Origin of the sequence: Streptosporangium sp. NPDC023825, assembly GCF_040639575.1 — a bacterium.
Taxonomy (GTDB): domain Bacteria; phylum Actinomycetota; class Actinomycetes; order Streptosporangiales; family Streptosporangiaceae; genus Streptosporangium.
Map to the genome: position 1 here is coordinate 12889 of NZ_JBFAAE010000042.1, position 24063 is coordinate 36951.

Annotated in this window: 20 protein-coding genes; 13 read left to right on the top strand and 7 right to left on the bottom strand. The window is 71.6% G+C overall.

All coding sequences use genetic code 11. From position 1 onward, the window contains the following. Positions 1–51 precede the first annotated feature (51 nt). Positions 52–5592: an amino acid adenylation domain-containing protein gene (locus tag AB0G15_RS29315; protein WP_362845948.1), complete on the bottom strand. Its 5541-nt coding sequence runs from the start codon at positions 5590–5592 to the stop codon at positions 52–54. Positions 5593–5967: 375 nt separating this feature from the next. On the opposite strand from AB0G15_RS29315, the gene AB0G15_RS29320 reads away from it, so the two are divergent. From AB0G15_RS29320 to AB0G15_RS29330, 3 genes are all read left to right on the top strand, one after another. Further along, on the top strand, positions 5968–6423 hold the full coding sequence (locus AB0G15_RS29320; protein ID WP_362845950.1) for a hypothetical protein: 456 nt from the start codon (positions 5968–5970) through the stop codon (positions 6421–6423). A gap of 86 nt (positions 6424–6509) precedes the next feature. Continuing rightward, the gene (locus AB0G15_RS29325; RefSeq protein ID WP_362845952.1) at positions 6510–6980 is read left to right on the top strand and encodes a MarR family winged helix-turn-helix transcriptional regulator; all 471 of its coding nucleotides are present in this window, start codon (positions 6510–6512) and stop codon (positions 6978–6980) included. A 210-nt stretch (positions 6981–7190) separates the two neighbouring features. Next, on the top strand, positions 7191–8168 hold the full coding sequence (locus tag AB0G15_RS29330) for an NAD-dependent epimerase/dehydratase family protein (RefSeq protein WP_362845954.1): 978 nt from the start codon (positions 7191–7193) through the stop codon (positions 8166–8168). A 96-nt stretch (positions 8169–8264) separates the two neighbouring features. On the opposite strand, the gene AB0G15_RS29335 is transcribed toward AB0G15_RS29330, so the two are convergent. Further along, a complete protein-coding gene (locus AB0G15_RS29335) occupies positions 8265–8624 on the bottom strand; it encodes a DUF3140 domain-containing protein (RefSeq protein ID WP_362845956.1) in 360 nt (119 codons plus the stop codon). Positions 8625–9225: 601 nt separating this feature from the next. On the opposite strand from AB0G15_RS29335, the gene AB0G15_RS29340 reads away from it, so the two are divergent. Beyond that, the gene (locus AB0G15_RS29340; RefSeq protein WP_362845958.1) at positions 9226–9615 is read left to right on the top strand and encodes a hypothetical protein; all 390 of its coding nucleotides are present in this window, start codon (positions 9226–9228) and stop codon (positions 9613–9615) included. Positions 9616–9970: 355 nt separating this feature from the next. Here the strand turns inward: AB0G15_RS29340 and AB0G15_RS29345 are convergent, their stop codons facing one another. After that, positions 9971–11308 carry an aminotransferase class I/II-fold pyridoxal phosphate-dependent enzyme gene (locus AB0G15_RS29345; RefSeq protein WP_362845960.1) on the bottom strand — a complete coding sequence of 446 codons (1338 nt, stop codon included), beginning with the start codon at positions 11306–11308 and terminating at the stop codon, positions 9971–9973. Positions 11309–11718: 410 nt separating this feature from the next. Between AB0G15_RS29345 and AB0G15_RS29350 the strand changes: the two genes are divergently transcribed. The 3 genes from AB0G15_RS29350 (at position 11719) to AB0G15_RS29360 (ending at position 16371) form a co-directional block, all read left to right on the top strand. Beyond that, positions 11719–12327 (top strand): TetR/AcrR family transcriptional regulator, encoded by a 609-nt coding sequence (locus AB0G15_RS29350; RefSeq protein WP_362845962.1) that lies wholly within the window; start codon positions 11719–11721, stop codon positions 12325–12327. 307 nt (positions 12328–12634) lie between these two features. Next, complete coding sequence (locus AB0G15_RS29355) at positions 12635–14368, top strand: ABC transporter ATP-binding protein (RefSeq protein ID WP_362845964.1); 1734 nt, start codon at positions 12635–12637, stop codon at positions 14366–14368. Positions 14369–14460: 92 nt separating this feature from the next. Continuing rightward, positions 14461–16371 (top strand): ABC transporter ATP-binding protein, encoded by a 1911-nt coding sequence (locus tag AB0G15_RS29360; RefSeq protein ID WP_362845966.1) that lies wholly within the window; start codon positions 14461–14463, stop codon positions 16369–16371. 110 nt (positions 16372–16481) lie between these two features. Here the strand turns inward: AB0G15_RS29360 and AB0G15_RS29365 are convergent, their stop codons facing one another. Beyond that, on the bottom strand, positions 16482–16811 hold the full coding sequence (locus AB0G15_RS29365) for a YciI family protein (protein ID WP_362846053.1): 330 nt from the start codon (positions 16809–16811) through the stop codon (positions 16482–16484). Here AB0G15_RS29365 and AB0G15_RS29370 point away from each other — a divergent pair. Next, positions 16758–17624 (top strand): NAD(P)H-binding protein, encoded by an 867-nt coding sequence (locus tag AB0G15_RS29370; protein WP_362845968.1) that lies wholly within the window; start codon positions 16758–16760, stop codon positions 17622–17624. The two genes, AB0G15_RS29365 and AB0G15_RS29370, sit on opposite strands and share 54 nt — an antisense overlap. A gap of 236 nt (positions 17625–17860) precedes the next feature. Continuing rightward, positions 17861–18277 (top strand): GNAT family N-acetyltransferase, encoded by a 417-nt coding sequence (locus tag AB0G15_RS29375; RefSeq protein ID WP_362696359.1) that lies wholly within the window; start codon positions 17861–17863, stop codon positions 18275–18277. Between the two features lie 146 nt (positions 18278–18423). Here AB0G15_RS29375 and AB0G15_RS29380 read toward each other — a convergent pair whose 3' ends face one another. Further along, positions 18424–19074 carry a MarR family winged helix-turn-helix transcriptional regulator gene (locus AB0G15_RS29380; protein ID WP_362845970.1) on the bottom strand — a complete coding sequence of 217 codons (651 nt, stop codon included), beginning with the start codon at positions 19072–19074 and terminating at the stop codon, positions 18424–18426. A 259-nt stretch (positions 19075–19333) separates the two neighbouring features. Between AB0G15_RS29380 and AB0G15_RS29385 the strand changes: the two genes are divergently transcribed. The 3 genes from AB0G15_RS29385 to AB0G15_RS29395 all read left to right on the top strand — a co-directional run bounded on the left by AB0G15_RS29385 (position 19334) and on the right by AB0G15_RS29395 (position 20969). Next, positions 19334–19879, top strand: coding sequence for a peroxidase-related enzyme (locus tag AB0G15_RS29385; protein ID WP_362696355.1), 546 nt, complete (start codon positions 19334–19336; stop codon positions 19877–19879). 194 nt (positions 19880–20073) lie between these two features. Beyond that, a complete protein-coding gene (locus tag AB0G15_RS29390) occupies positions 20074–20211 on the top strand; it encodes a hypothetical protein (RefSeq protein ID WP_362845972.1) in 138 nt (45 codons plus the stop codon). Next, complete coding sequence (locus tag AB0G15_RS29395; RefSeq protein WP_362845974.1) at positions 20208–20969, top strand: MOSC domain-containing protein; 762 nt, start codon at positions 20208–20210, stop codon at positions 20967–20969. The genes AB0G15_RS29390 and AB0G15_RS29395 overlap by 4 nt, the downstream gene beginning before the upstream one ends. Positions 20970–21050: 81 nt before the next feature. Here the strand turns inward: AB0G15_RS29395 and AB0G15_RS29400 are convergent, their stop codons facing one another. Further along, a complete protein-coding gene (locus AB0G15_RS29400; RefSeq protein ID WP_362845975.1) occupies positions 21051–21938 on the bottom strand; it encodes an alpha/beta hydrolase in 888 nt (295 codons plus the stop codon). 185 nt (positions 21939–22123) lie between these two features. Then, positions 22124–23140, bottom strand: a complete 1017-nt coding sequence (locus AB0G15_RS29405) for an alcohol dehydrogenase catalytic domain-containing protein (RefSeq protein ID WP_362845976.1) — start codon at positions 23138–23140, stop codon at positions 22124–22126. Positions 23141–23349: 209 nt separating this feature from the next. Between AB0G15_RS29405 and AB0G15_RS29410 the strand changes: the two genes are divergently transcribed. Further along, entirely contained in the window at positions 23350–23946 is a 597-nt protein-coding gene (locus AB0G15_RS29410; protein WP_362845977.1) for a TetR family transcriptional regulator C-terminal domain-containing protein, read from the top strand. Positions 23947–24063: the final 117 nt, after the last annotated feature.

Sequence of the window (24063 nt, forward strand, 5' to 3'; positions counted from 1 at the left end):
CAGGCGCGGGCCGTCGGGGAAGCGGTACAGGCGAGTCGCCGGGGAGAGTCGTCAGGCGTTCACCCTGGCGCGGCGGGCCTCGATCGCCTCCAGTCCCACCTGGTCGTCGGGGAGGGCGTCGGGCATCTCGGTGTCGAGCCCCACCAGCCTCCTGACCCGCAGCGACCCGGCGACGACCAGCACCATCCCGAGAGCGCAGACCAGGTAGAGCAGCCCGATGCCTCGGCCGGGTCCCACCCCGATCACCGCGCCGACCGTCGAGGCGAGAGGGCCGCCGGGGACGAGCAGCGGGTCGAGCAGGGCGGTGCCCAGGGGGGCCACCAGCCCCATGCCGATCGGCAGGGTCGACCAGGCGACCAGGGTGTTCAGCGCGAAGACCCGGCCGTGGTAGCGGTACGGCACCTTGATCTGGACGATCGTGGTGTAGATCGAGTTCATCACGGTGAGGAAGAAGGTCAGCGCGAACGCGCCGATCCCGATCGTCACCAGCGACGGGCCGAGGCCGACGATCACGCTTCCCGCGGCCATGGCCAGCGTGGCGGCCAGGACACCGCGGAAGCGCCGCTTGGGCGGCCCGCCCCACAGTGCCATGGTGAGCCCGCCGAGCAGCACGCCGAGGCCGCTCACCACCGAGATGCGGCTGACGTCGGCGAGGGTCGCGAAGGAGAGCACCAGCGGGGACACCAGCAGCATGAGCGGCGACAGGAAGATGTTGAGCACCGCGAAGAAGGCGAGCATCGAGCGCAGGCCCCGCTCGTTCCAGGTGTAGCCGAACCCCTTGGCGATCTCGGTGGTCAGCGGCTCCCTGGGCCGCCACGGCAGCGTGGAGGGGAAGCGGACGAGGAGCACGACGACGATCGCGAAGACGTAGCTGGCCACGTCGATGGCGACGATGCCGCCCAGCCCGATCCAGGCCAGCAGGCCGGCGGCGATCAGCGGTACGACCAGCTGCGCCACGCCGCCCGCCATCTGGGTGACCCCGATCGCGTGGCCGAGGTAGTGCTTGGGGACCAGCTGCGGGACCGCGGAGTTGTAGGCCAGCCGCTGGAAGCTGCTCGCGACCGACAACGAGATGATCAGCAGGTAGATGTGCCAGAGCTGCAGGTCACCGAACAGGATGATCCCGGCGAGTACCGCCTGGATGGCGGCCGAGGCGCAGTCGGCCAGCAGGATCACCCTGCGCCGGTCCCCCCGGTCCACGATCGCGCCGGCCAGCGGCGAGATCAGCAGCCCCGCGAGGTTGAGCACGGCCAGGATCGAGAACTGCGTCACCGAACCCGAGTCGACCAGCACCGTGAGCGGCAGCGCCCACCCGACGAGCGCGGAACCGATCATGGATATCTGCTGGCCCGCGGAGAAGGTGAGGAAGCGCGCCATGCTGGGCTGCACGGCGTCCTTCCCGTCCTTCCCGTCTGTCCCGTCCTTCGTGTCCGAGGTCCTGGCGACCCCGTGGACCCACCAGGTGTCGTCGGGCCCGCGTTCCGGGGGCGCGTCCAGCCGGTCGTGGATCTGCAGGATCCCGGCCAGCTCCTCGGCCCGGTAGCGCAGGAAGAAGTGCCCGCCCTCGTCGAGGACGACCAGGGCCGCGGTGTCGGCGATGAAGTGCCACTCCCTGAACCGCTCCTCGTAGAAGTCGGTCGCCGGGTCGCGCTCGCCGATCACCGAGACGACCGGGGCGCGCAGCCGTACGCGGTCGGGGGTGTCGAACAGGTCGGTGAAGTACTTCTCGGCCGCCTTGCCGTCGTGGCGCATCGTGCGGACGATCCGGTCGGCCACCCCCGGGTCGAGCTCCTCCAGGTCGACGCCCCGTGCCTTGAGCCAGTTGATGTCGCCCTGGCTGCGGCGCAGGCTCTCGAACTCCCCGATGCGCGACAGGGTCCGCATCAGGCCCCGGGGACGGGCGAAGGGGAAGATCGCCCCGATGTAGACGGCCTCGACCTCGCGTCCCGCCGCCTCCACGCGCCTGGCCAGCTCGGTGGCGAGTCCCGCGCCGACCCCGCAGTGGCCGTAGATCACGACCGGCCCCTCGACGGTCCGCAGGATCTCCTCGGTGCAGCGCCCGGCGACCTCGTCGAAGTCCTCGGGCTCCTCGTCCAGCCCGACGTCGTTGCCCGGGATGGCGACGGCGTAGAGCGCCTGGTCCTCGGGGAGCGCGTCGGCGAGCGGCTGGTAGACGATCGCGCTGCCCGAGCCGTACGGGACGCAGACGTAGCTGCGCGTCACGGTACGGCGAGGAGTGAGCCGCTGGAGCAGCGGGCGGACCCCTCCGCCGCCGGGGCCGCCGACGAACCCGGCCAGCTCCCGCACGGTGCGGAAGGAGAACAGGTCCACCAGGCCGACCTGCAGGCTGCCCTCGGGCAGGGCCCTGCGCAGCTTGGCCACGACCTGGATGGCCAGCAGGGAGTTGCCGCCCAGGTCGAAGAAGTCGTCGCCCGCGCCGACGCGCTCCACCGAGAGCACCTGCTCCCAGACGGCGGCGATCGCCCGCTCGGCGTCGTTCTCCGGCTCGACGTACTCGGCGGCCCCGGGCTTCTCAGGGGCGGGCAGGGCCTTGCGGTCCAGCTTGCCGTTCGGCGTCAGCGGCAGCGCGTCCAGGGTGACGAACATCGAGGGGACCATGTGGTCGGGCAGGGTGCCGCCGAGGGCGACCCGCACCCGGGCGGTCTCCGGCGGCTCGTCCGCGACGAGGTAGGCGACGAGCCGCCGGTCCCCCGGCACGTCCTCCCTCACGATCACCGCGGCGTCGCGCACCCCCGCGCGCTCCCGCAGCGCCGTCTCGATCTCTCCCAGCTCGATCCGCAGGCCGTGCAGCTTGACCTGGTCGTCCAGGCGGCCGAGGAACTCGATCGTGCCGTCGGGCAGCCACCGGGCCGCGTCGCCGGTCCGGTAGACGCGGTCGTGGCCGAGGGGGAAGAACCGCTCGGCGGTGAGCTCGGGCCGCCGGTGGTAGCCGAGGGCGACGCCGACCCCGCCGATGTGCAGCTCGCCGGGCACGCCCACCGGCACCGGGCGGCGGTGCGGGTCCAGCACGTGCAGCGTGATGTTCTGGATCGGCGCGCCGATCGGCACGCTCGTCCTGCCCGCGAGCGCCTCGGCGGTGCAGTGCCAGGAGGAGACGTCGACGGCGGCCTCGGTGGGGCCGTAGAGGTTGTGCAGCTCGGCGCCCGGCAGCGTCGCGAGGCAGCGCAGGGCCAGGTCGACCGGGAGCTCCTCACCGCTGCAGATGACGCGCCGCAGCGAGGTCAGGTCCCGTATGCCGTCCTCCGACAGGAAGATTCCCAGCATCGAGGGGACGAAGTGCGTCGTGGTGACGCCCTCCGAGGCCACCAGTTCGCGCAGGTAGGCCGGGTCGCGGTGCCCGCCCGGCTCGGCCAGCACCATCCTGGCGCCCGTCATGAGCGGCCAGAAGAACTCCCAGACCGACACGTCGAAGCCGGCGGGCGTCTTCTGCAGGACGACGTCGTCCGGCGTCAGGCCGTAGCGCCTCTGCATCCAGTCGAGGCGGTTGACGATGCCGCGGTGGCTGTTCGGCACGCCCTTCGGCCTGCCCGTCGAGCCGGAGGTGTAGATCATGTACGCCGCCGCGCCCGGCTCCACCGCGCCGCTCGTGCCGCCGACGCCACCCGAGCCCGGACCCTCCGCACCGCCCGCACCACCCGTGCCACCCGCGCCCGGCTCGCCCGCGCCACCCGGAGCGGCGCCGGCGTCTTCGACGCCCCAGTCGTCCCCGGCTTCCCCGGCTTCCCCGGCGTTCCCGGTGGCGGCCCAGACGGCGGGATCGTCCAGAGCGAGGACGGTGGCGCCGTGCCCGGCCAGCCGGTCCGCCAGGTGCCGCTGGGTCAGCACCACGGCGGCGCCCGCGTCGGAGAGCATGAAGGCGAGCCGGTCGGCGGGGTAGTCGGGGTCGAGCGGCACGTAGGCCGCCCCCGACTTGAGCACGCCCAGCAGCCCGGCCACCAGCTCCGCCGACCGCTCCGCGCAGACCGCGACCAGCGATCCCGGCCCTGCCCCCGAGCCGCGCAGCACGCGGGCCACCCCGGCGGCCCGCTCGTCGAGCTCCCGGTAGGTCAGCGACTCCCCCCTGAAGGTGACCGCGGGGGCGTCGGGGCTCCGTGCCACCTGGGCCTCGACGAGGCCGTGCAGCGTCGCGTCGGAGGGGAAGTCGGCCGCCGTGGCGTTCCACTCCTCGGTGAGGAGACGGCGCTCGGCCTCCCCGAGCAGCTCCAGCTCGCTCACCGGGACGCCGGGGCGGGCGACGGCGTCCCGCAGGAGGTTCTCCAGGTGCCCGGCCATCCGCTCGACGGTCGCGGCGTCGAACAGCGCGGTCCGGTAGGTGAAGGTGGCGGTCATGCCGCCGTCGGCGGCGGGCACCAGGTAGAGCTCGATGTCGTAGCGCGCCGAGCCCGGCGCCATCGCGAAGTCCTCGGCCGCCAGGTCACCGGCGGCGCCCGCGGCGACGGCGAAGTCGTGCATGGAGAAGAGCGCGTCGGCCAGCGGCTGCCTGCTCGGGTCGCGCGGCACGTCGAGTGCGTCGACCAGCCGCGTGAAGGGCAGTTCCTGGTGGTCGAGGGCGTCGATGACCACGTCGCGGGTGCGGGTGACGAGCTCGGCGAAACCGGGGTCGCCGCCGAGGCGGGCGCGGAGCACGAGGGTGTTGACGAACATGCCGACCACGTCGTCCAGCCCGTCCCTGGTCCGCCCGGCGACCGGCGTGCCGACGGCGAGGTCGTCCCGGCCGCTGTAGCGGGCGAGCAGCGCCTGGAAGGCGGCGAGCAGGGTCATGAAGCGGGTCGCGCCGCGCTCCGCGCCCAGCCCGGTCAGGGCGGTGACCAGCTCGGGGTCGAGCCGGTGGACGTGGGAGGCGCCGTCGAAGGTCAGCCGGGGCGGGCGCGGCCGGTCCGAGGGCAGCTCCGCGCGGGGCAGCCCGGCCAGTTCCCCGCGCCAGAACGCCAGCTCGCGCTCGAACGGCCGCTCACACTGCCAGAGCGCGAAGTCCCCGTACCGGACGGCGGGTGCGGCGGGGGCGTCTCCCCGGTACAGCGCGAGGAGGTCGGCGAAGAGCAGCTGGGTCGACTGCCCGTCGGCGGCGATGTGGTGCACGAACAATGCCAGGACGTGCTCGTCGTCGGCGATCCTGATCAGGGTGGCGCGCAGCAGCGGCCCCTCGGCCAGGTCCAGCGGCTCGGCGCTCTCCGCGCCGATCAGCTCGGCGGCCTCCGCGTCCGTGGCGGCCTCGGCCAGGCGCAGCGGCACCGGCGCGGCGGGGACGACGTGGACCGCGGGCTGCCCGTCCTCCGTCGCGGGGAAGCGGTGGCGCAGGCTCTCGTGCCGGTCCGTCAGCGTGGCCAGCAGGTCGCGCAGCCGGTCGACGTCGAGCGGGCCGCGCAGCCGCACCGCGACCGGGAGGGTGTACGTGGAGGTGCCCGGGGTGAAGTGCTCCATGAACCACAGGGGCTCCTGGGCCGGGGAGAGCGGGGGAGGCGTGCCCTCGGGCCTGCGCGGGATCTCGGGACGTTCGGTGTCGACGGCCCCGCCCCGGAGCCTGCGCCTGAGCAGATCCCGCCTGGCATCGGACAGATCGGCGACGGACATGGCCTCATCCCCCTGTGACGACGTCTCCACGGGTACGCCGGGACAGCGCGGCGCCTGGGTGCGGGGGGCGCGGCGCGCTCACGATGAATCCACGGAAACCATCGGACGCGCACCCCAGTGTGCGCAGAATAGGAAAGAAGGTATCCCAAAAAGATCCGCGACTCCATCAAGGTCCACTGGCCACTTCCGGCAGCAGGAAAGGCGTAACGGTCCCCACCGCGAACCGGCGGAACCACCGCGAAGACGCCGGGGGACGCCGGGGAGAGGCCGGGGAGACACCGGGAGGTGCCGGGAAACGCCCGGGAAAACACGGCGCCCGGCGCGTGGGAGCGGGGGAAGCACCGGTCTCCCGGTACGGGAAGGTACGGTCGGTTCATGTCCGAGCGCAGCATGCCGCATGACCTCGCCGCCTGGGCGTGCCCCCACGGGCAGGACGCTCGCCGGGGTTGCACGACCTGCTACGAGGAGTCCAGCGACCCCGACACGTCGAATCCCTTCTGGGAGGTCGCCGCGTGGTTCACCACCTCGCGGCCGATCCCGATCAGGACGCTCCAGGACGCGCACCACCACGGCCGCCATTTCGCCCTCGACCAGCCGTCCACGCCGCTGGTCTACCTGCTGACCGGCCGCGCCCGCGCGGGTGACAGCGTGCAGGCGATCGCGGGCGTCGTCGGCTTCCTGCTGCACAACCGGCACGTGGTGGCCGACTTCACCGTGACCGAGACCCGCGCCACGCGCCGCTCGCCCGGCACTCCCGCCGCGCCCAACGCGACCCGCCAGACCGACAAGTGGCTCCAGGACCAGCGCCGCCCCGACGGCCGCGCACGGTGAGAGCTCCGCGCCGCGGATGACAGGGTACGGCGGCGGTCCCTAAGCTCGACAACACCATTGTCGGGACGGCGAGCCGGGAGGCGATCGTGACGGCGGACCCTCCGGGCTTCGAGCTGCCGCTCCGGCTCTTCCTCGGTTTCCGGGTGCTCATCGACGAGCTCCACGCGGAGCTCGCCCGCCAGGGGCACCCTGACGTGCGGCCGATGCACGGCTTCGTGATGCAGGCGATCGGCCCCGAGGGCACCACGGCCGTGGAGCTCGGCCGACGGCTGGGCGTCTCCAAGCAGGCGGCGGGCAAGACTGTCGACACCCTGGAGCAGCTGGGCTACGTCGAGCGCGGCTCCGACCCCGGCGACGCCCGCCGCAAGATCGTGCGGCTCACCGAGCGGGGCGTCGACAGCCTCGTCCGGTCGGCGCGCATCTTCGAGGACCTGCGCGCGGGCTGGGCGAGGACCCTCGGCGAGGACCGTCTGCGCGCCCTGGAGTCCGACCTGCGCGCCGTGACCCCGCAGGACGTCTTCCGCCTGGACGTCCCCGGCTGGTTCGGCGGCCACTGAACGTTCGCGGGAGCGGCCGGCGTGCGCGAAGCACTCCGTCCGCACGGGAGCCCGGCGAGGTCCGAACGGGAGCCCGGCGAGCAGGACTTCACCGAAGGGAACGTCACCGGGCGGAACCTCCCTCATCCGTGCGGCGGATGGAGAGCCCCGGCTCGCGGGAGCGCGTACCGCGACGCGGGCGCCCCCGCCCGGCTGGGGACAATGGCGGGTATGCGAATCCTGATCGTCGGCGGCACCCGGTTCGTCGGCCGGCACATCACCGAGGCCGCGCTCGCGGCCGGACACGAGGTCTCCCTGCTGCACCGCGGCCGGTCCGGCCCCGGGCTGTTCCCCGAGGCCGAGCACCTGACGGCCGACCGCGACGGCGACCTGTCCGTACTGCACGACCGGCAGTGGGAGGCGACGATCGACGTCAGCGCGTATTTCCCGTCGCAGGTGACCTCGCTCTCCGGCGCGCTCTCCACCGGCCAGTACGCCTTCGTCTCCAGCACCGCGGTCTACCGGACGCCCGAGGCGCGGGGCTTCACCGAGGACTCGCCGCTGGCGGAGATCGACGGGCCGGTCCCCGAGACGGTGACGAGCGAGACGTACGGGGCGCTGAAGGTGCTGTGCGAGCGGGCCGCGGCGGAGGCGTTCGGCTTCCCGACGCTGATCGTGCGGCCCACGTACGTCATCGGCCCGCACGACCACACCGGCCGCTTCACCTACTGGGTCAACCGGATCGCGCGGGGCGGCGAGGTCCTCGCGCCCGGCGATCCCGGCGACCCCATCCAGGTCATCGACGCCCGCGACCTGGCCGCCTGGATCGTCTCCATGGTCGAGGGGACGCGTTCGGGCACCTTCCACACGGTCAGCCCTCCCCCGCCGTTCTCCTTCGGCGACATGCTGGAGGCGATCGCGGCCGAGGTCGGGCCGCCGGGAACGACCCTGACCTGGGTCGGGCAGGACTTCCTGCTCGCCGAGGGCGAGACCGGCCGGTCGCTCCCTCTGTGGTCCGAGGGTGATCCCTGGATGTCGGTCAACACCGCCGATCCCGCCGCGGCCCGCGCCGCGGGGCTCGACCCGCGGCCCCTGGGACAATCGATCCGCGAGATCCGCGAGGCGGAGTCGTCCTTCTCGACGGACGCCGCCATCACCCCCGCCAGGGAGGCCGAGCTGCTGTCCCGCTGGTCCGCGCGCGGCGCCTAGAAACGAACTCCGGCCTCCGGCCGCTGATTTCCGGCCGTCGGACGACGGTCATCGTCCGACGGCCGGAAATCAGCGGCTTTCGGTCACGGCCCGGGGTCAGCCTCCCAGCCGTGACGGCCGCAGCGGGTTGTGCCCGACCTCCAGCAGCGCCCGCCGCCGGTCGTCGTCGTCCTCGTCGACCGCTCCCTCGGCCAGCGTGTCCTCGACGCGGTCGACGGCCTGCCGCATCGTCTCGACGTCGTCGGCGGTCAGGTCGGCCTTCCGCTTGCCGAGAACCTGGAGCACCTGACGCCCGAGCGGCGGCATGGCCGCCTCAGGGCTCACCGCGTCGGCCCCGCCCGCCGACGTCGAGGCCGAGGCGAGCAGGAAGGCCCTCAGCTCCTCCGACGTCATGTTCACGACCTCGTGGAACTCCTGCCACACCAGGTCGAGGATCAGATCCGATTCGTCGGCCATCGTGCTCTCCTCTCATGCCGGGCCGGTACGGCCACGCCCCGGACACGAACCGGCCACCGGCGGGAGTGCGCGCGGTGACGGGCGCACGGCCCGCCCTACCCCGGCTTTCACACCGACTAACACGAGAGCCGGGGCACGGATGGGGAAAGAGACCTCCACAGCCGGACGAGAGCCACCCTCGGGCGGGGCCGCCCTCCGAGCGCACGCCCCTGTCCGGGCAGCGGCGGCCGATCGGCCGAGCCCTCAGAAACAGAACCCTCTCGGACGGGCCTGCTGAAAAAGTCCTCAAGGAGGGGAAGGCGGCCCTGCCGCAGAGTGATCTCATGCGACCAGAGCCATTCAGCTGCCATTTTCCTAAATGTCAGAATTTAAGACGAAATTTGTCACCAGAGTTGAACCTGCAATTCTCGCTCCGGCGCAACCTCGGCCTTTCTCTTCGGCGGCGATCCCGGACCAAGGCTTTGTCTTGTGCGGGGTGAACACCCGGATGCCCCTGAACTAGCGTTTTGTGTGACATCGATTCCACATATTTCTGAAAACCGGATTGGCGCCCTTCAGGACAAGGCGGCATGCCGGACTGAAACATCAGAGACGGAGTGACATGTTCAAGCACGTTCTCACCATCGGCACATTGGCGGCCTCCGGCTTCATCGTCGCCATGACGATGCCGGTTCAGCCCGCCGGGGCGAACGCGGCACCCCAGGAAGCCGCTCCGGTATCCGTACTTCTGAGTGATCCGTCTCCCGGCGGTCACCGACGGCACCGCTCCTCACCCGGCCATTACCAGCCCCGCTCCTCACCCGGCCGCCAGCAGCACCGTTTCTCGCCCGGCCGCCAGCAGCAACGACCCGAGACCGGCCAGCAACACCGCTCCTCACCCGGCCGCCAGCAGCAACAACCCGAGACCGGCCGCCAGGACGGCTCCTCACCTGGCCGCCAGCACTACTCCGTGCGCGGCAATCAGTACTTCTCGCCCGGCATCCCCTTCTAGCTGTACTGACCTGAGAGGTTCCGAAGCGGGCCGGTGGTCGTGGACGATCGGTGACCCGGTGGTCGGCGCGCCGGCCCTGTCGTGCCGGATCCTCGCGCCGTCGCCGGGACACGCCGGGCGGGAACGGCCGGTCAGGGCGCCGCGTTCCTTCGAACCTGTCGTCGGTCCTCACATGAGATGTGTCACGAGGGTGTCCAGGCCGGTCGCCACGAACCGGTCTTCGACACCCTCGTCCTGCCCGGTGGCCGGTTCCGCGACGCCCGAGGGCGGCCGGCGTCAGTAAGCCGCGCCGTCACCCCGGGACGTCCCGTCCAGGACAGACCCCTCCGAGGCAAACCTGACCGGCCGGCCCTCCTCAGGCGGGGTCGTCCACCGTGAAGCGCACTCCGGAGAAGCGGCTCCGCCACTCGGTGACCTCCGGCGCCACGGTGCCCGGGTCGACGTTCTCGTCCAGGCCCCGGGCGACGAACGCGGCCAGCTCCGGCATGTCCGCCTCGGCCATCCCGAGCCTGACGATTTCCGGCGTACCGACGCGCAGGCCGTTCGTGTCCCCCTCGACCGCCTCCGACGGCAGGCCGATGCCGCAGGCGAGAAGGTTGGCCTCGCGCAGCCGCCGGGCGGCCCGCTGGCCGCCGCCGTAGCGGTGGGCCAGGACGGCGAACTGGTGGGAGCGGGTACAGCCGCGCTCGGCGGCGAAGACCGGGACCCCGAGGGCGAGCAGCTCCTCCGCCAGCCGCCGCGCGGTCGCGACCATCTCCCGCGCGTAGGCGGGTCCCGCGGCCTTCCAGTCGAGCATCGTCATGGCGAGCGCCGCGGTCTTTCCCGCGTCGAAGTTCGCGGTCAGCCCCGGGTAGGCGATCGCCTCGAGCCGCTGGGCCAGCTCGGCGTCGTCGGTCACGACGAGGCCGCCCGCGGGACCGCCCAGGCTCTTGTACGTGCTCATGGTGATCAGATGGGCGCCCTCGTCGAGCGGCTGCGGCCAGACCTTCCCGGCGATCATCCCGCACAGGTGGGCGGCGTCGAAGAGCACGCGGGCGCCGACCGAGTCGGCGATCTCACGGATCCGGGCCACGGGGTGGTGGAACAGGTTGAGGCTGCCGCCGATGGTGATCAGCTTCGGCCGTACCCGCCCGGCGAGCTCTCGCAGGGCGTCGACGTCCACCGTGTAGCCGTCGGAGGTGACGGGGGCGGGAACGATCCGCAGCCCGTACAGGCCGGCCGCGCCCGGCTGGTGGTGGGTGACGTGGCCGCCGATGCTCGCCGGAGGGGCGATGATCGTGTCACCGGGTTCGCAGGTGGCCATGAACGTGTAGAGGTTCGCGAGCGCCCCCGAACCGACGCGCACCTCGGCGTAGCGCGCGCCGAAGACCTCCGCGACCAGCTCGGCGGCGACGATCTCGATCTGCTCGATCGCCTCCAGGCCCATCTCGTACTTCTCACCCGGGTAGCCCAGCGACGGCCGCGACCCGAGGTTGGCCGAGAGCAGGGCCTCGGCCCGCGGGTTCATGATGTTCGTGGCCGGGTTCAGGTTGACCGACTCTATGTGGTGGATGCGGCGGTTGTCGGCCACCAGCCTTTCGATCTCGTTCTGGACCGTGGAGGCTGTCTGGTCCGTCACGCCCTTCAGGACGGACTGGATGCGATCCTCGGTGGTGGCGGGCACCCAGGGGCGGTGAGCGAGGGCACGGGGCATCGGATGATCTCCTGGCCGACAGGCAGACGGCTGTCGCGATGACGTCACGGTGTCTGCCACACGACGTTAGATCGCCGACTGAGCCCGGCGCATCGGGTGAAAGATGGGCTTTCTAGCTGCTTTTTCCTACATTTGCCGGAAAAAGATCACTTCTTCCACGGGGACACCAGACGCACCTTCCGTCTCCCCGGACCGACGGCCCCGCGGCATCGGAACGGGACCGCTTCGGGGCCGCACGACGACCGCTCGAGCCGAAGACCGGGCGGCCTCAGGACCGCACGACGGGCTCGTCTCAGGACCGCACCACGAGACCGCCTCGGGGCCGCGCGCCGGGATCGCCTCGGGGCCGCACGACCGGGCTCATTTAAATGAGTGAGCAACTCACTCACTCCTTGGGTAGGATGCCCGGCGTGACATCGACCTCACAGCGGGCGACCCCCCTCCCCCCCGACGAGCGGCGCGCGGCGCTCGTCGCCTCCACCCTGTCGCTCGTGCTCGCCGAGGGCCCCGACGTGAGCACCCGGCAGATCGCGCAGGCCGCGGGCGTGGCCGAGGGGACGATCTTCCGGGTCTTCACCACCAAGGACGAGCTCGTGAACGCGGCCGTCGCCAGCGCCTTCGACTCCGCACCGCTGCTGGACGAGCTGGAGGCCGTCGACCGTACGGCTCCCCTGGACGTCCGGCTCGTCGCGGCGGTCGAGATCCTGCAGCGGCGCACCGCGCGCATCTTCCGCGTGGTGGACGCGATAGGACTGAAAGCCGTCGAGGCAGGCCGCAACCACCAGAGCCTCTCCGAGGAGAGCTCCCTCATCCGGCAGGCGCTCACCGACCTGATCGAACCCGCCCGCGACCGGCTACGGTTCGAGCCGCGCGAGGCCGCGCGCCGGCTGCACCTGCTGACCATCTCGTTCACCCATCCCCGGCTCGTCGAGAACGACCCGGTGGCAGCCTCGGAGATCGTCTCCATGCTGCTCGACGGGGTCCGCCTGCGCCCCGGCGCCCCCGAACCGCTTCCCTGACCCCGACGGTCCCGACAGTCCGGCGGTCCGACGGCCCTGGCCCTCTCCGCCTCGACCCGACCCCCGACCCGAACGGCCCTGGCCCTCTCCGCCTCGACCCGACCCCCCGACCCGATCCGTCCCGACCCGCTCCCTCGCCTCGACGTCCTCCTTGACCTCAACCGAGGTTCACGTCGCAGGCTGATCCCCGACACTCCCTGGAGGAGATCCCCTTGATCCCGGTTACCGGGGCGACGGGCGAGACCGGCCGGCGGCCGGATCCCCGGCACGACGCCCCTCGCCCGGCCACCCCACGTGAAGAGACCTCATGCTGACCCGCCTGCTCCGCACGTACCTGCGCCCCTACTCGTGGGTGCTGACCGCCGTGGTGGTGCTGCAGCTCGTCGGCACCATCGCCTCCCTGTACCTGCCCAGCCTGAACGCCGACATCATCGACCGGGGCGTCGCCACCGGCGACACCGGCTACATCCTGTCCGCCGGCGGCTGGATGCTGCTCGTCTCCCTCGTGCAGATCGCCTGCGCGATCGCGGCGGTCTACTACGGCTCCCTCGCGGCCATGGGCTTCGGGCGGGACGTCCGCTCGGCCGTCTTCCACCAGGTCGGCGGGTTCTCCGCCAGGGAGGTCTCCCAGTTCGGGGCCCCCTCGCTGATCACCCGCGGCACCAACGACGTGCAGCAGGTCCAGATGCTCGTCGTGATGACCTGCACGATGCTGGTCGCCGCGCCGATCATGGGCGTCGGCGGCATCATCATGGCCCTGCGCCAGGACCTCGGCCTGTCCTGGCTCATGCTGGTCTGCGTCCCCGCGCTGCTGGTGTCGATCGGCCTGATCATCACCCGCATGGTCCCCCAGTTCCGCGCGATGCAGGACCGCATCGACACGGTCAACCGGGTGCTGCGCGAGCAGCTCACCGGCATCCGCGTGGTGCGCGCCTTCGTCCGCGAGCGCGAGGAGACCCGCAGGTTCGCCGAGGCCAACCAGGCGCTGACCGACACGTCGCTGCGCGTCGGACGGCTGACCGCGCTCATCTTCCCGACCGTGATGCTGATCCTCAACGTCTCCAGCATCGCCGTACTCTGGTTCGGCGCCGCGCGGGTGGACAGCGGCGAGATGCAGATCGGCGCCCTCACCGCGTTCCTCATGTACCTGATGCAGATCCTCATGTCGATGATGATGGCCACCTTCATCTCGATGATGATCCCGCGCGCCGCGGTCTGCGCCGAGCGCATCGGCGAGGTGCTCGACACCGAGTCGTCGGTGACACCGCCCCGCGACCCGGTACGGCAGGTGAGCGGCCGCGCCGAGCTGGAGATGCGCGACGTCGAGTTCCGCTACCCGGGCGCGGCGGCACCGGTACTGTCCGGCATCTCCTTTCGCGCGAGCGCGGGACGGACCACCGCCGTCATCGGCAGCACGGGCTCCGGCAAGACGACGCTGATCTCCCTGATACCCCGGCTGTTCGACGCCACCTCGGGCACGGTGTCGGTCGACGGCGTCGACATCCGCGACCTCGACCCCCAGACGCTCTGGACGCGCATCGGCCTGGTGCCGCAGCGGCCGTACCTGTTCAGCGGCACCGTCGCGAGCAACCTGCGGTACGGCAACCCGGACGCGAGCGACGCGGAGCTGTGGGAGGCGCTGGAGGTCGCCCAGGCCCGCGACTTCGTCGAGGCGATGCCCGAGGGCCTGGAGGCGCCCATCGCGCAGGGCGGCACGAACGTGTCCGGCGGGCAGCGGCAGCGGCTCGCCATCGCCAGGGCGCTGGTCAGCAAGCCCGAGATCTACCTGTTCGACGACTCGTTCTCGGCCCTCGACCTGGCCACCGACGCGCGGCTGCGGGCCGCACTGCGCCCGCACACCGCCGACGCCGCCGTCGTCATCGTCGGCCAGCGGGTCTCCACCATCGCCGACGCCGACCAGATCATCGTCCTGGACGACGGCGTGATCGTCGGCCTGGGAACCCACGACGAGCTGCTGGATTCCTGCCCCACGTACCTCGAGATCGTCGAGTCCCAACTAGCCGCGGAGACCGCAGCATGAGCGACCGGCCCACGACGACCACGCGACCGCGCCCCCCGGGCCCCCCGGCCGGAGGGCCCGGCTTCGGCCGCGGTCCCTTCGGCGGAGCCGGGATGCCCGCGGAGAAATCGATGACCTTCGGGCCGTCCGCGCGCCGGCTGATGCGGCGCCTGGATCCCGACCGCCCGAAACTCATCATCGTGATCGCCCTCGCCGTGACCAGCGTGGTGCTGAACGTCATCGGACCGAAGATCCTCGGCCACGCGACGGACCTGATCTTCACCGGGGTGATCGGCAAGCAGCTGCCCGCCGGCACGACCCCCGAGCAGGCGATCGCCGCCGCCCGCGCGTCGGGCAACGACAACTTCGCCAACCTGCTCGCGGGGCTGGAGGACTTCGTACCGGGCCGGGGCATCGACTTCGGCGCGCTGGGCACGGTCCTGCTGTGGGTCCTGGGGATCTACGTCGCGGCGTCGGCCTTCGCCTGGATCCAGGGTTACGTGCTCAACGACGTGGTGCAGCGCACCGTGTTCCGGCTGCGCGAGGACGTCGAGGACAAGCTGAACCGGCTCCCCCTGCGGTTCTTCGACGGCCAGCCGCGCGGCGAGCTGCTCAGCCGGGTCACCAACGACATCGACAACGTCTCCCAGACCCTGCAGCAGACGATGAGCCAGCTGCTGACCTCGCTGCTGACCGTGATCGGCGTGCTGGCGATGATGTTCTTCATCTCGCCGCTGCTCGCGCTGATCGCCCTGATCACCATCCCGCTGTCGATGGTCGTCACCGCGCAGATCGCGAAGCGCTCGCAGAAGCACTTCGTCGCGCAGTGGGCCCACACCGGCACCCTGAACGCCCACATCGAGGAGGCGTTCACCGGTCACGAGCTGGTGAAGGTGTTCGGACGCCGCCCCGAGGTCGAGGAGGTGTTCAGGCAGCGCAACGAGGAGCTGTTCAAGGCCAGCTTCGGCGCCCAGTTCGTCTCCGGGATCATCATGCCGACGATGATGTTCATCGGGAACCTCAACTACGTCGCCATCGCCGTCGTCGGCGGCCTGCGGGTCGCCACCGGGTCGATGAGCCTGGGCGACGTGCAGGCGTTCATCCAGTACTCGCGGCAGTTCACCCAGCCGCTCACCCAGGTCGCCTCGATGGCCAACCTGCTGCAGTCGGGGGTGGCCTCGGCCGAGCGCGTCTTCGAGCTGCTCGACGCCGAGGAGCAGGCCCCGGACCCCGCGGTCCCGGTGCCTCCGACCGTCAGGCGGGGCCGCGTCGAGTTCGAGCACGTGTCCTTCAGCTACGACCCGGAGCAGCCCCTCATCGAGGACCTGTCCCTGGTGGCCGAACCCGGGCACACGGTCGCGATCGTCGGCCCGACCGGCGCGGGCAAGACCACCCTGGTCAACCTCGTCATGCGCTTCTACGAGCTGGACTCGGGACGGATCACCCTCGACGGCGTCGACATCACCGCGATGCGCCGCGACGACCTGCGCTCGCACATCGGCATGGTGCTCCAGGACACCTGGCTGTTCGGCGGCACCATCCGCGAGAACATCGCCTACGGCAACCCGCGGGCCACCGAGGAGCAGCTCCAGGCCGCCGCGCGCGCCACGTTCGTCGACCGGTTCGTCCGCACGCTGCCCGACGGCTACGACACCGTGATCGACGAGGAGGGGAGCAACGTCAGCGCCGGGGAGAAGCAGCTGCTGACCATCGCCCGCGCCTTCCTCGCCAACCCGTCCCTGCTCATCCTGGACGAGGCCACCAGCTCGGTCGACACCCGCACCGAGGTCCTGGTGCAGCACGCCATGGCCGCGCTCCGCTCGGACCGCACCAGCTTCGTCATCGCCCACCGGCTGTCCACCATCCGCGACGCCGACCTCATCCTGGTGATGGACGCGGGGCGCATCGTCGAGCACGGCACCCACGACGAGCTGCTCGCCGCGAGGGGCGCCTACCACCGCCTGTACTCGGCGCAGTTCAGCGGCGCCGTGGTCACGGACGACGAGGAGGCCGCCGTACGCTGAGCCCCGCCGCCCGCCCGGCACCACCCGCGCGGTGTACGCGTGCGGGTGGTGCCGGGCGTCTCGGGTGTCCGGCACGGCCGCAGGTCACCGCCACAATCCGCCCCGGCGGTTCAGGAGGGCGCGTCCCAGACCGGCCTGACCTCGACGCCGGCACCCATCGGACAGCGCGCGGCGATCTCCAGGGCCTCGTCCAGGTCCGCGCAGTCGACGAGGTAGAAGCCCGCGAAGTCCTGCCTCCGCTCGGCGAAGGGGACCTTCCCGGCCCGGGAGTGCCCGGCCGGTGCCCTCTCCCCAGGCGCGTCCGGCCCGTGCCGCGTCCCCTTGACTTCAACCGAAGGTGAGGTCGCAGGCTGGCCTGGACATCCCCACCATCGAAGGAGAACCGCATGATCCTGGTCACCGGAGCGACCGGCAAGGTCGGCGGGCAGGCCGTGTCCCAGCTCCTCGACGCGGGCGTCGCGGTGCGCGCGCTGACCCGCGACCCCGCGTCCGCGACCCTGACCCTCCCGGAGGGCGCCGAGGTCGTACGCGGCGACCTGGCCGACCCCGCCACGCTGGACGACGCCCTGGACGGGGTCGAGTCGGTGTTCCTCGTCTGGCCCACCCTCTCGGCCGACCGCGCGGCCCCCGCGACCATCGAGGCGATCGCCGGGCGCGCCAGCCGGATCGTCTACGTCTCCGCGCGCGGCGTCCCCGACCCCGTGCCGGGCGCGCCCGAGCAGGACCCGCACTCGATCCTCGGCTCCCACGCCCTCGTCGAGCGGCTGATCGAGCGGTCCGGGCTGGAGTGGACGTTCCTGCGGCCCGACGGGTTCGCCGCCAACACCCTGGTGTGGGCCTCGCAGATCCGGGAGACCGGGACCGTCCGCTGGATCCACGGAGCCGCCTCCAGGGCACTGATTCACGAGGGTGACATCGCCGCCGCCGGGGTGAGCGTGCTCACCGGCACCGGCCACGCCGGGGCGAGGTACGTGCTGAGCGGCCCCGAGACCCTGACCCAGGTCGAGCAGGTGACCGTCATCGGCGAGGCCGTCGGCCGGCCGGTCCGCTGGGAGGAGCTCTCGCCCGAGGTCGCGTTGCGCGGGCTGCTCGACCAGGGCTGGCCGCCCGCGGCGGCGGAGGAGATGATCGACGCGTACGGGCAGATGGTGACCTCCCCCGAGCCGGCCACCTCCACGGTGGAGGAGCTCACCGGGAGACCGGCCACCCCGTTCCGGCGATGGGCGGCCGACCACGCCGGCGACTTCCTCTGACGCACCCCGAGCCAGGGCCCGCATGAGGTCCGGAGCATGAGATCGCTTCAGCGCCGACCATTCGGCTCGGCAGGTCACCGCTGGACGGTCACCCTCTACGGTCAGGGCACCATGCATCTCATTTCGTCCTATATGGGACGCTCGCTGCCATGCAAATGAGAAGCGGCATAGCTGATGACATTTTTTCCATCGTTGCCCTGCACGTGGACAGTTGGCGTTCAGCGTACGCGGGGATCATGCCCGACAGCTTCCTGAACGGACCCCTGGCCGACGATCGGCTGGTGTTGTGGCGGGAACGGCTGACTTCGCCCGTACGGGGATCGGGGCTGTTCGTCGCTCGCGACGGCGACGGAGAGCTGGCCGGCTTCGTCTACCTGCTTCCGGCTCCCGGCGGGCGGATCCTCCTTGACAACCTCCACGTGCGGCCGGGGAGCACCGGCTCAGGCATCGGAACGCGACTGCTGCGGCGAGGGCTGGCATGGGCGGCGGACGAGCACCCCGGCAGGGAGGTCTATCTGGAGGTGCTCCGTGCGAACACGCGCGCCATCGCCTTCTACGAACGACACGGCGCCCGCCGCACGGACGAGCGGATGTGCCGTTTCCCGCAGGGCTTTGAACTGCCCGAGTTCGAGTACGCCTGGCCGACGACCTGACCGGCCGGGTACGTGGGCTCCAGTGGCGAGGTACGGCGACCTCACGCGAGCGGTGCGCCTGACAGGACCTCATCGTCCGGTGACAGAGTCCCTGCTTCACGTCCAGAACGGCGAGGCATGGTTCCGCTGGAGCGACGAACCGTGATCTAGGCCGTCCGCGCGGAGGTGAAGCGCTGCCAGGCGAGCTGCTGTTGCTCGGGGGAGGCGTCGGCCTGCTCGGCGCAGTCCAGGCGCAGATGCCGATCCCCGAACGGTTCGTTCAGGTAGTCGCAGTGGTGAGGGTTCGCGGGGTCCGCGTGGACGTGCGGCTGGAAGAAGCGGCAGGTGACGCAGATGCGTTGCGGCGGGATGTCGCCGTTCTGCTGCAAGGTGCGGATCAGCTTGATCAGCGACCGTAACATGGCGGTCTGCTCGCGGGAGTCGAGCGTTTCGACGGCGCCGCTCAGGAAGCCGGGCCACTCGCTCGCCTGATCCGCCGTCGTCTCGCCGGCGGGGGTGAGACGCAGGGTCACGGATCGCTTGTTCACCCCGGGCTCCTTCACCACGAGCCCTTTCTCCACGAGCGTGCCCACGGCGTTGCTCGCGGTCGCGGCCGAGACGCCCAGGCGGGCGGCGAGGCCGCCGAGACTCGTCGGCCGCCCGCGCAGCAGCTCCAGGGCCTGCGCCTGGGTCGGCGTCACGCCCGCGGGCCCGGCGCCCTTCCACGCCCTGCTCCGGAGCACCATGCCGATCTTGGAGAGGCCGCTCGTCACGCGCCTCGCGACAGGCTCGCTGATCGCGTCGAAGCCCTCAGTCATGTTCAGTACTCCTAACTTTGGCTTGACGTAGCACCGTCCAGCATTGATAGTACTGCTAACGGTTGATTGAGCCAAGCGTTTCCAGGACGTTCACCTGCGCAGACTCTGTTCGTCATGCTCAGTCGCGCCGGTTTGGCGATCGGCCTCGATCACGACCGTGAGACCTCCGTCTCAGCCTTCGGACGTGTGTGCGCAGGCAGCGCACGCTCACGGCACCTCACCCCTCTCTCGATGATGATGATGACAGGAGCACCACCCGATGTCCCGTGTCAAACTGATCGACGCTCAGGGCGCTACCGGTGAGTCCAAGCCTCTGCTGGACGACATCACCGCGACATTCGGCACGACGCCGGCCATGTTCAAGGCCGTCGCCAACTCACCGGCCGCGCTCAAGATGATGTGGGCCGGCTTCGGGGCCCTCGGCGGCGGACGCCTGGGCGCCCGGCTCGGCGAGCAGATCGCCGTGCTCGTCGCCGACCGCAACAGTTGCGAGTACTGCCTGGCCGCCCACACCGCCCTGGGCCGCAAGGCCGGCGTCTCCGCGGAGGACATGAGCCGGGCCCAGGACGGCCACTCGCACGACCCGCGCGTCGGCGCCGCGCTCGGATTCGCCGCCAAACTGGTGGAGGACCGCGCGCAGGTGACGGACTCCGACGTCGAGGCGCTGCGCGCGGCCGGCTTCGACGACGAGGAGATCGTGGAGCTGGTGGCGCACGTCGCGCTCAACCTCTTCACCAACTACGTCAATGTCGCGCTGTCGGTCCCCGTCGACTTCCCGAAGGTCGCCCTGCGCAAGGCCGGCTGACCGGGCGGGGCGGGCGGCGGGCGACTCGCCCGCCGCCCGCGTCCCGCCCCGTCGGCCCCTGCACGTACCGCTTTCCGGAAGCGACCCAACTTTCCGGAAGCGACCCAACGAAATCGGCCTGACGAAATCAACCTGACGAAATCAACCTGACGAAATCGGCCTGACGAAATCGGCCCAGCCAAGAGGAGGCCCGCATGCACGCGGTGGTGAGCAGGCACGTCCCGTTCGAGGGCCCTGGCCCGATCGCGCCGGCGCTGCCCGCGACCGGCACCGAGGGGCGGATGCCCAGCTGGGCCGAGCACCCGCCGGCCACGGCAGGTGAGCGGCGGTGACCGCCGGACGGGTGCTGGTCGTGTCCACCGGGGTCGTGCGCCCCCTGCCCTGGCACGGGCGCACCGTGGCGTCGGCCATCGGGAAGAGCCCCGTCCACGGGCCGGTCGAGATCACCCTGCTCGGCGTGACGGGCGACGAGCAGGGGGACCGGAAACACCACGGAGGACCGGACAAGGCGCTCCTGCTCTACCCCGTCGAGCACTACCGGGCATGGGCCCGGCGGCTCGGTCACCTCACCCCGCCCGCGTTCGGGGAGAACCTCACGATCTCCGGGATCGTGGAGGACGACGCCGTGCTGGGCTCGGTCTACGCCGTCGGCACCGCCGTACTGCAGGTGACCCAGCCGCGCAGGCCCTGCTACAAGCTGGCCGCCCACCACGGCATCGCGGACCTGGCCGTCCTGACCCAGCGCAGCGGCAGGACGGGCTTCTACTGCCGGGTGCTGCGCCCCGGGCGGCTGGAGGCCGGTGACGGCCTCGACCTGCTGTTCAGTCCCGGCCACGGCATCACCGCCGCCGAGGCGCACCGCGTGCTCAACGTCGACCGCGCCGACCTGGCCGCCGCCCGGCGCCTGCTCGACCACCCCGAGGTGCTGCCCGGCTCCTGGGCCGGGCTGCTCCGCAAGCGCCTCGACGGGCAGCTCGACGACCAGGGGGAACGCCTGCACGGCTCGGCGTCGACCGGACCGGCGGACACCGAGCCCGCCGTTCCGCCCGGCACGACGAATCCGCCCGGCACGACGAAGGAGACCGCATGACGAAGGAGACCGCATGACCACCCGTACCCGCGTCCCCGGGCACGACCGCGACGACCCCGCGCCCACCCCGTCACCGGCCGGCTAGGACGGCCCCGACGAGCCGCGAGCCGCGTACCGTTCCTCCCCGCCGGCGAGAACCGAGTGGAGCCTCTCGGCGAACTCGGCGGGCCGGTCCGCGAGGCCGCCCCCGTGGTCACCGGGGAAGTCCACGACGGTGGTGCCGAGACGCCCGGCCAGGGCCGCCGCCGCCCGGCCTGCCACCTGTTCCCGTGACTCCACGCCGCCGGCCACGACGATCCTGGTCGGCGCGGCCCGCAGCCCCGCGATGTCGGGCACGTGGCCGATGAGCGGCAGCCACTGGTGGGCGAAGTAGAACTCGACGTTCTTCCGCATCCGGGCCGTCATCTCCGGTATCCCGGGGCCCGGCTCCCCCTCGGGCCCCGGACCTTCCGGTTCCTCCCGGTCGCCGTCCATCTCGCCGCTCCGGATCATGGAGGCCAGCGCCGCGTCGGCTCCTTCCGCGAGGTAGGTCTCGTGGATCCTCCGCCCCTCGGCGCGATGGTGCCCGGCCTCGTCGAGCAGCTCCGTGACCGGCGGCTCGTGGGCCACCAGGGCACGGACCTGACCGGGATGCGCGGCCACCAGGCCGAGCCCGATCAGCGCGCCGCTGCTGGTGCCGAACACGTACGCGGGCTCCGAGCCGAGCGCGGCGAGCAGGTGGTGCGCGTCGTCGGCGTGGTCCGCGACGCTCCGGTCCTCGGGCGGGCCGTCGAAGACGCTGCGCGAGTTGCCGCGCGTGTCGTACGTCACGACCGTGTACCTGCCGGCGAGAAGTCCCGCCACCTCCGCGAACACGTCGGCGTCCATCGGGCCCGCGGGGATCATCAGCAGGACGGGGCCGGAGCCCCGCACCTCGTAGTGAAGACACGCGCCCGGCAGCTTCAGGCTTTCCACCTTCGCGGGATACATCGGCTCTCCTCCAGGTGAGACGCGGCCCGCGGACGTGCGTCCCCGGCCGGGTGTCCTCGCGGTGCCCTTTCGCGGAAGGCGGAGAAGGGCACCCTTTCACACGAAGGAGTCGAAGCCCGAAACCCGATCTCGACAGCCTTTCTCCCCGCGAACGCCATTCTTTCGAATCGAGACGCCCGCCCGGCTCAGGCCGCCGCGTCGAGGACGACGCGGAACCGGGCCTCACCGCTCATCATGCGTTCGTACGCCTTCGGCGCCTCCGCCAAAGGCACGGTCTCGATCATCGCGCGGATACCGTGCCTCCCGCTGAAGGCGAGGTTGTCCTCGTTCTCGATCGAGCTGCCGGTGAGGCTCCCGCTGAGCGTGCGGGTGCCGAAGATGAGGTCCGCGGTGTTGACGGAGATGGGGTCCATGGCGGCTCCGACGACCACCATGCGGCCGCGAGGCGCGAGGCCGGTGACCAGCCCCGTCATCGAGGCACCGCTCGCGGCCGTCGCGATGATCGCGGCCGCGCCCCCGAGCTCCCGCAGAGCGGCCCCCGGGTCCTCACTGGAACTGTCGATGTAGTGGTCCGCCCCCAGCCGCCTCGCCAGCTCGGCCTTGCCCGTTCCCCGGGCGATGGCGGCCACGCGGTAACCGAGCCTGGCGGCGTACTGCAGGCCGAGGTGACCGAGCCCCCCGATCCCCTGCACGGCCACCAGGGCTCCCGGGGGGCCGTCCACCTGCTGCAACGCCTTGAACGTCGTGAGACCGGCGCACAGCAGCGGCGCCGCCTCGATGGAGCTCATGCCCTCAGGAATGCGTACGAGCCCGCTGCCCCTGGCGAAGACGACCTCGGCGTAGCCACCGTCCACGGTGGTCCCCATCTGGTGCTGGTTCGCGCAGTTGACGAAGTCGCCCCTCCGGCAGGGGTCGCACTCACCGCACTGACCGCCCAGGAACCCGACGCCCACCCGGTCCCCCACCCGCCAGCCGGTCACGCCCTCGCCCACCGCGTCGATGACGCCGACGATCTCGTGGCCGGGAACGACGGGCCGTTCCGGGTCGGCCCGGACTCCCTCGACGGCGAGGAAGTCGGTGTGACAGACCCCGCAGCTCTCGACCCGGATCCGGACCTGCCCCACGGGCGGCTGCCGGAGCTCGCGGGTCACGAGCTCGAACTTCCGCGATCCGGTCACTTCGAAGGCACGGTAGGTGGACATCGTTCTCCTCCTGGGGGTTCGTCATGGGGGTTCGCACCCGCTTCGCGGCCGTGGCGGCCGGCGAAACGGTCCCGGAGGTGTCCCGGGCGTTTTCAATATGACCGGTCGTCTTAGAAGTGTCAACAGCACTGTGATCTGGCGGGATCTCCCGGCCCATCGGCTTGACAGCCATCAAGACGACCGACCATATTGGGGACCGAGGGGGAGCCATGGCCAGAAAGAGCATGCGCGCGGAGATCGTCGGGGCCGCGCTGGAGCAGTTCCACATCCGGGGCTACAACGCGGCCGGGGTGAAGGACATCACCGACGCGGCCGGCACGCCGAAGGGGTCCTTCTACAACCACTTCGACAGCAAGGAGTCCCTCGCCGTCGTCGCCCTGGAACACTACGGCGCGGGGCTTCGCATGGAGGATCTCGCCGACGGCGAGGTGGAACCCCTCACCCGCCTGCGCAGGCACTTCGAGTTCCTCCGCGACGAGACCGTACGGCACGGATTCACCCGGGGATGCCTCATCGGCAACTTCGGCGCCGAGATCGCCGATCGCAGCGACGTCATCCGCACGGCCGTGCACCGGAGTTTCCAGCAGTGGACCGCCCTGATCGCGGCGGCGCTCGCCGAAGCCCGTCACGCCGGGTCCCTGCGCCCCGACCTCGACCCGGAGGCGACGGCCCGCTTCCTTCTCGGCGCCTGGGAGGGCACCCTCGTCGTGGCCCGCGCCGACCGTTCGGTGAGCGCCTTCGACTCCTTCTTCACCGTCGCGTTCGGCACGCTGCTGGCCCGGGTCGACGATCACACCGGCGCATGACGGACTCCGCGAGATCACGGCCGTACCACGCACCGGAAACCGGCGGTCACCACGCGTCCCCGGCCCTTCCCGCCGCCTCCCGGACCGGCCCCCGGACGGGCCCCGGGGCCGCCCGGC

Coding starts and splice junctions, on each gene's coding strand:
- AB0G15_RS29320 (WP_362845950.1), top strand. CDS start 5,968: ATGTCCGAGCGCAGCATGCCGCATGACCTCGCCGCCTGGGCGTGCCCC.
- AB0G15_RS29405 (WP_362845976.1), bottom strand. CDS start 23,140: ATGTCCACCTACCGTGCCTTCGAAGTGACCGGATCGCGGAAGTTCGAG.
- AB0G15_RS29355 (WP_362845964.1), top strand. CDS start 12,635: ATGCTGACCCGCCTGCTCCGCACGTACCTGCGCCCCTACTCGTGGGTG.
- AB0G15_RS29390 (WP_362845972.1), top strand. CDS start 20,074: ATGCACGCGGTGGTGAGCAGGCACGTCCCGTTCGAGGGCCCTGGCCCG.
- AB0G15_RS29385 (WP_362696355.1), top strand. CDS start 19,334: ATGTCCCGTGTCAAACTGATCGACGCTCAGGGCGCTACCGGTGAGTCC.
- AB0G15_RS29370 (WP_362845968.1), top strand. CDS start 16,758: ATGATCCTGGTCACCGGAGCGACCGGCAAGGTCGGCGGGCAGGCCGTG.
- AB0G15_RS29400 (WP_362845975.1), bottom strand. CDS start 21,938: ATGTATCCCGCGAAGGTGGAAAGCCTGAAGCTGCCGGGCGCGTGTCTT.
- AB0G15_RS29360 (WP_362845966.1), top strand. CDS start 14,461: ATGCCCGCGGAGAAATCGATGACCTTCGGGCCGTCCGCGCGCCGGCTG.
- AB0G15_RS29330 (WP_362845954.1), top strand. CDS start 7,191: ATGCGAATCCTGATCGTCGGCGGCACCCGGTTCGTCGGCCGGCACATC.
- AB0G15_RS29380 (WP_362845970.1), bottom strand. CDS start 19,074: ATGACTGAGGGCTTCGACGCGATCAGCGAGCCTGTCGCGAGGCGCGTG.
- AB0G15_RS29315 (WP_362845948.1), bottom strand. CDS start 5,592: ATGTCCGTCGCCGATCTGTCCGATGCCAGGCGGGATCTGCTCAGGCGC.
- AB0G15_RS29340 (WP_362845958.1), top strand. CDS start 9,226: ATGTTCAAGCACGTTCTCACCATCGGCACATTGGCGGCCTCCGGCTTC.
- AB0G15_RS29345 (WP_362845960.1), bottom strand. CDS start 11,308: ATGCCCCGTGCCCTCGCTCACCGCCCCTGGGTGCCCGCCACCACCGAG.
- AB0G15_RS29375 (WP_362696359.1), top strand. CDS start 17,861: ATGCCCGACAGCTTCCTGAACGGACCCCTGGCCGACGATCGGCTGGTG.
- AB0G15_RS29410 (WP_362845977.1), top strand. CDS start 23,350: ATGGCCAGAAAGAGCATGCGCGCGGAGATCGTCGGGGCCGCGCTGGAG.
- AB0G15_RS29335 (WP_362845956.1), bottom strand. CDS start 8,624: ATGGCCGACGAATCGGATCTGATCCTCGACCTGGTGTGGCAGGAGTTC.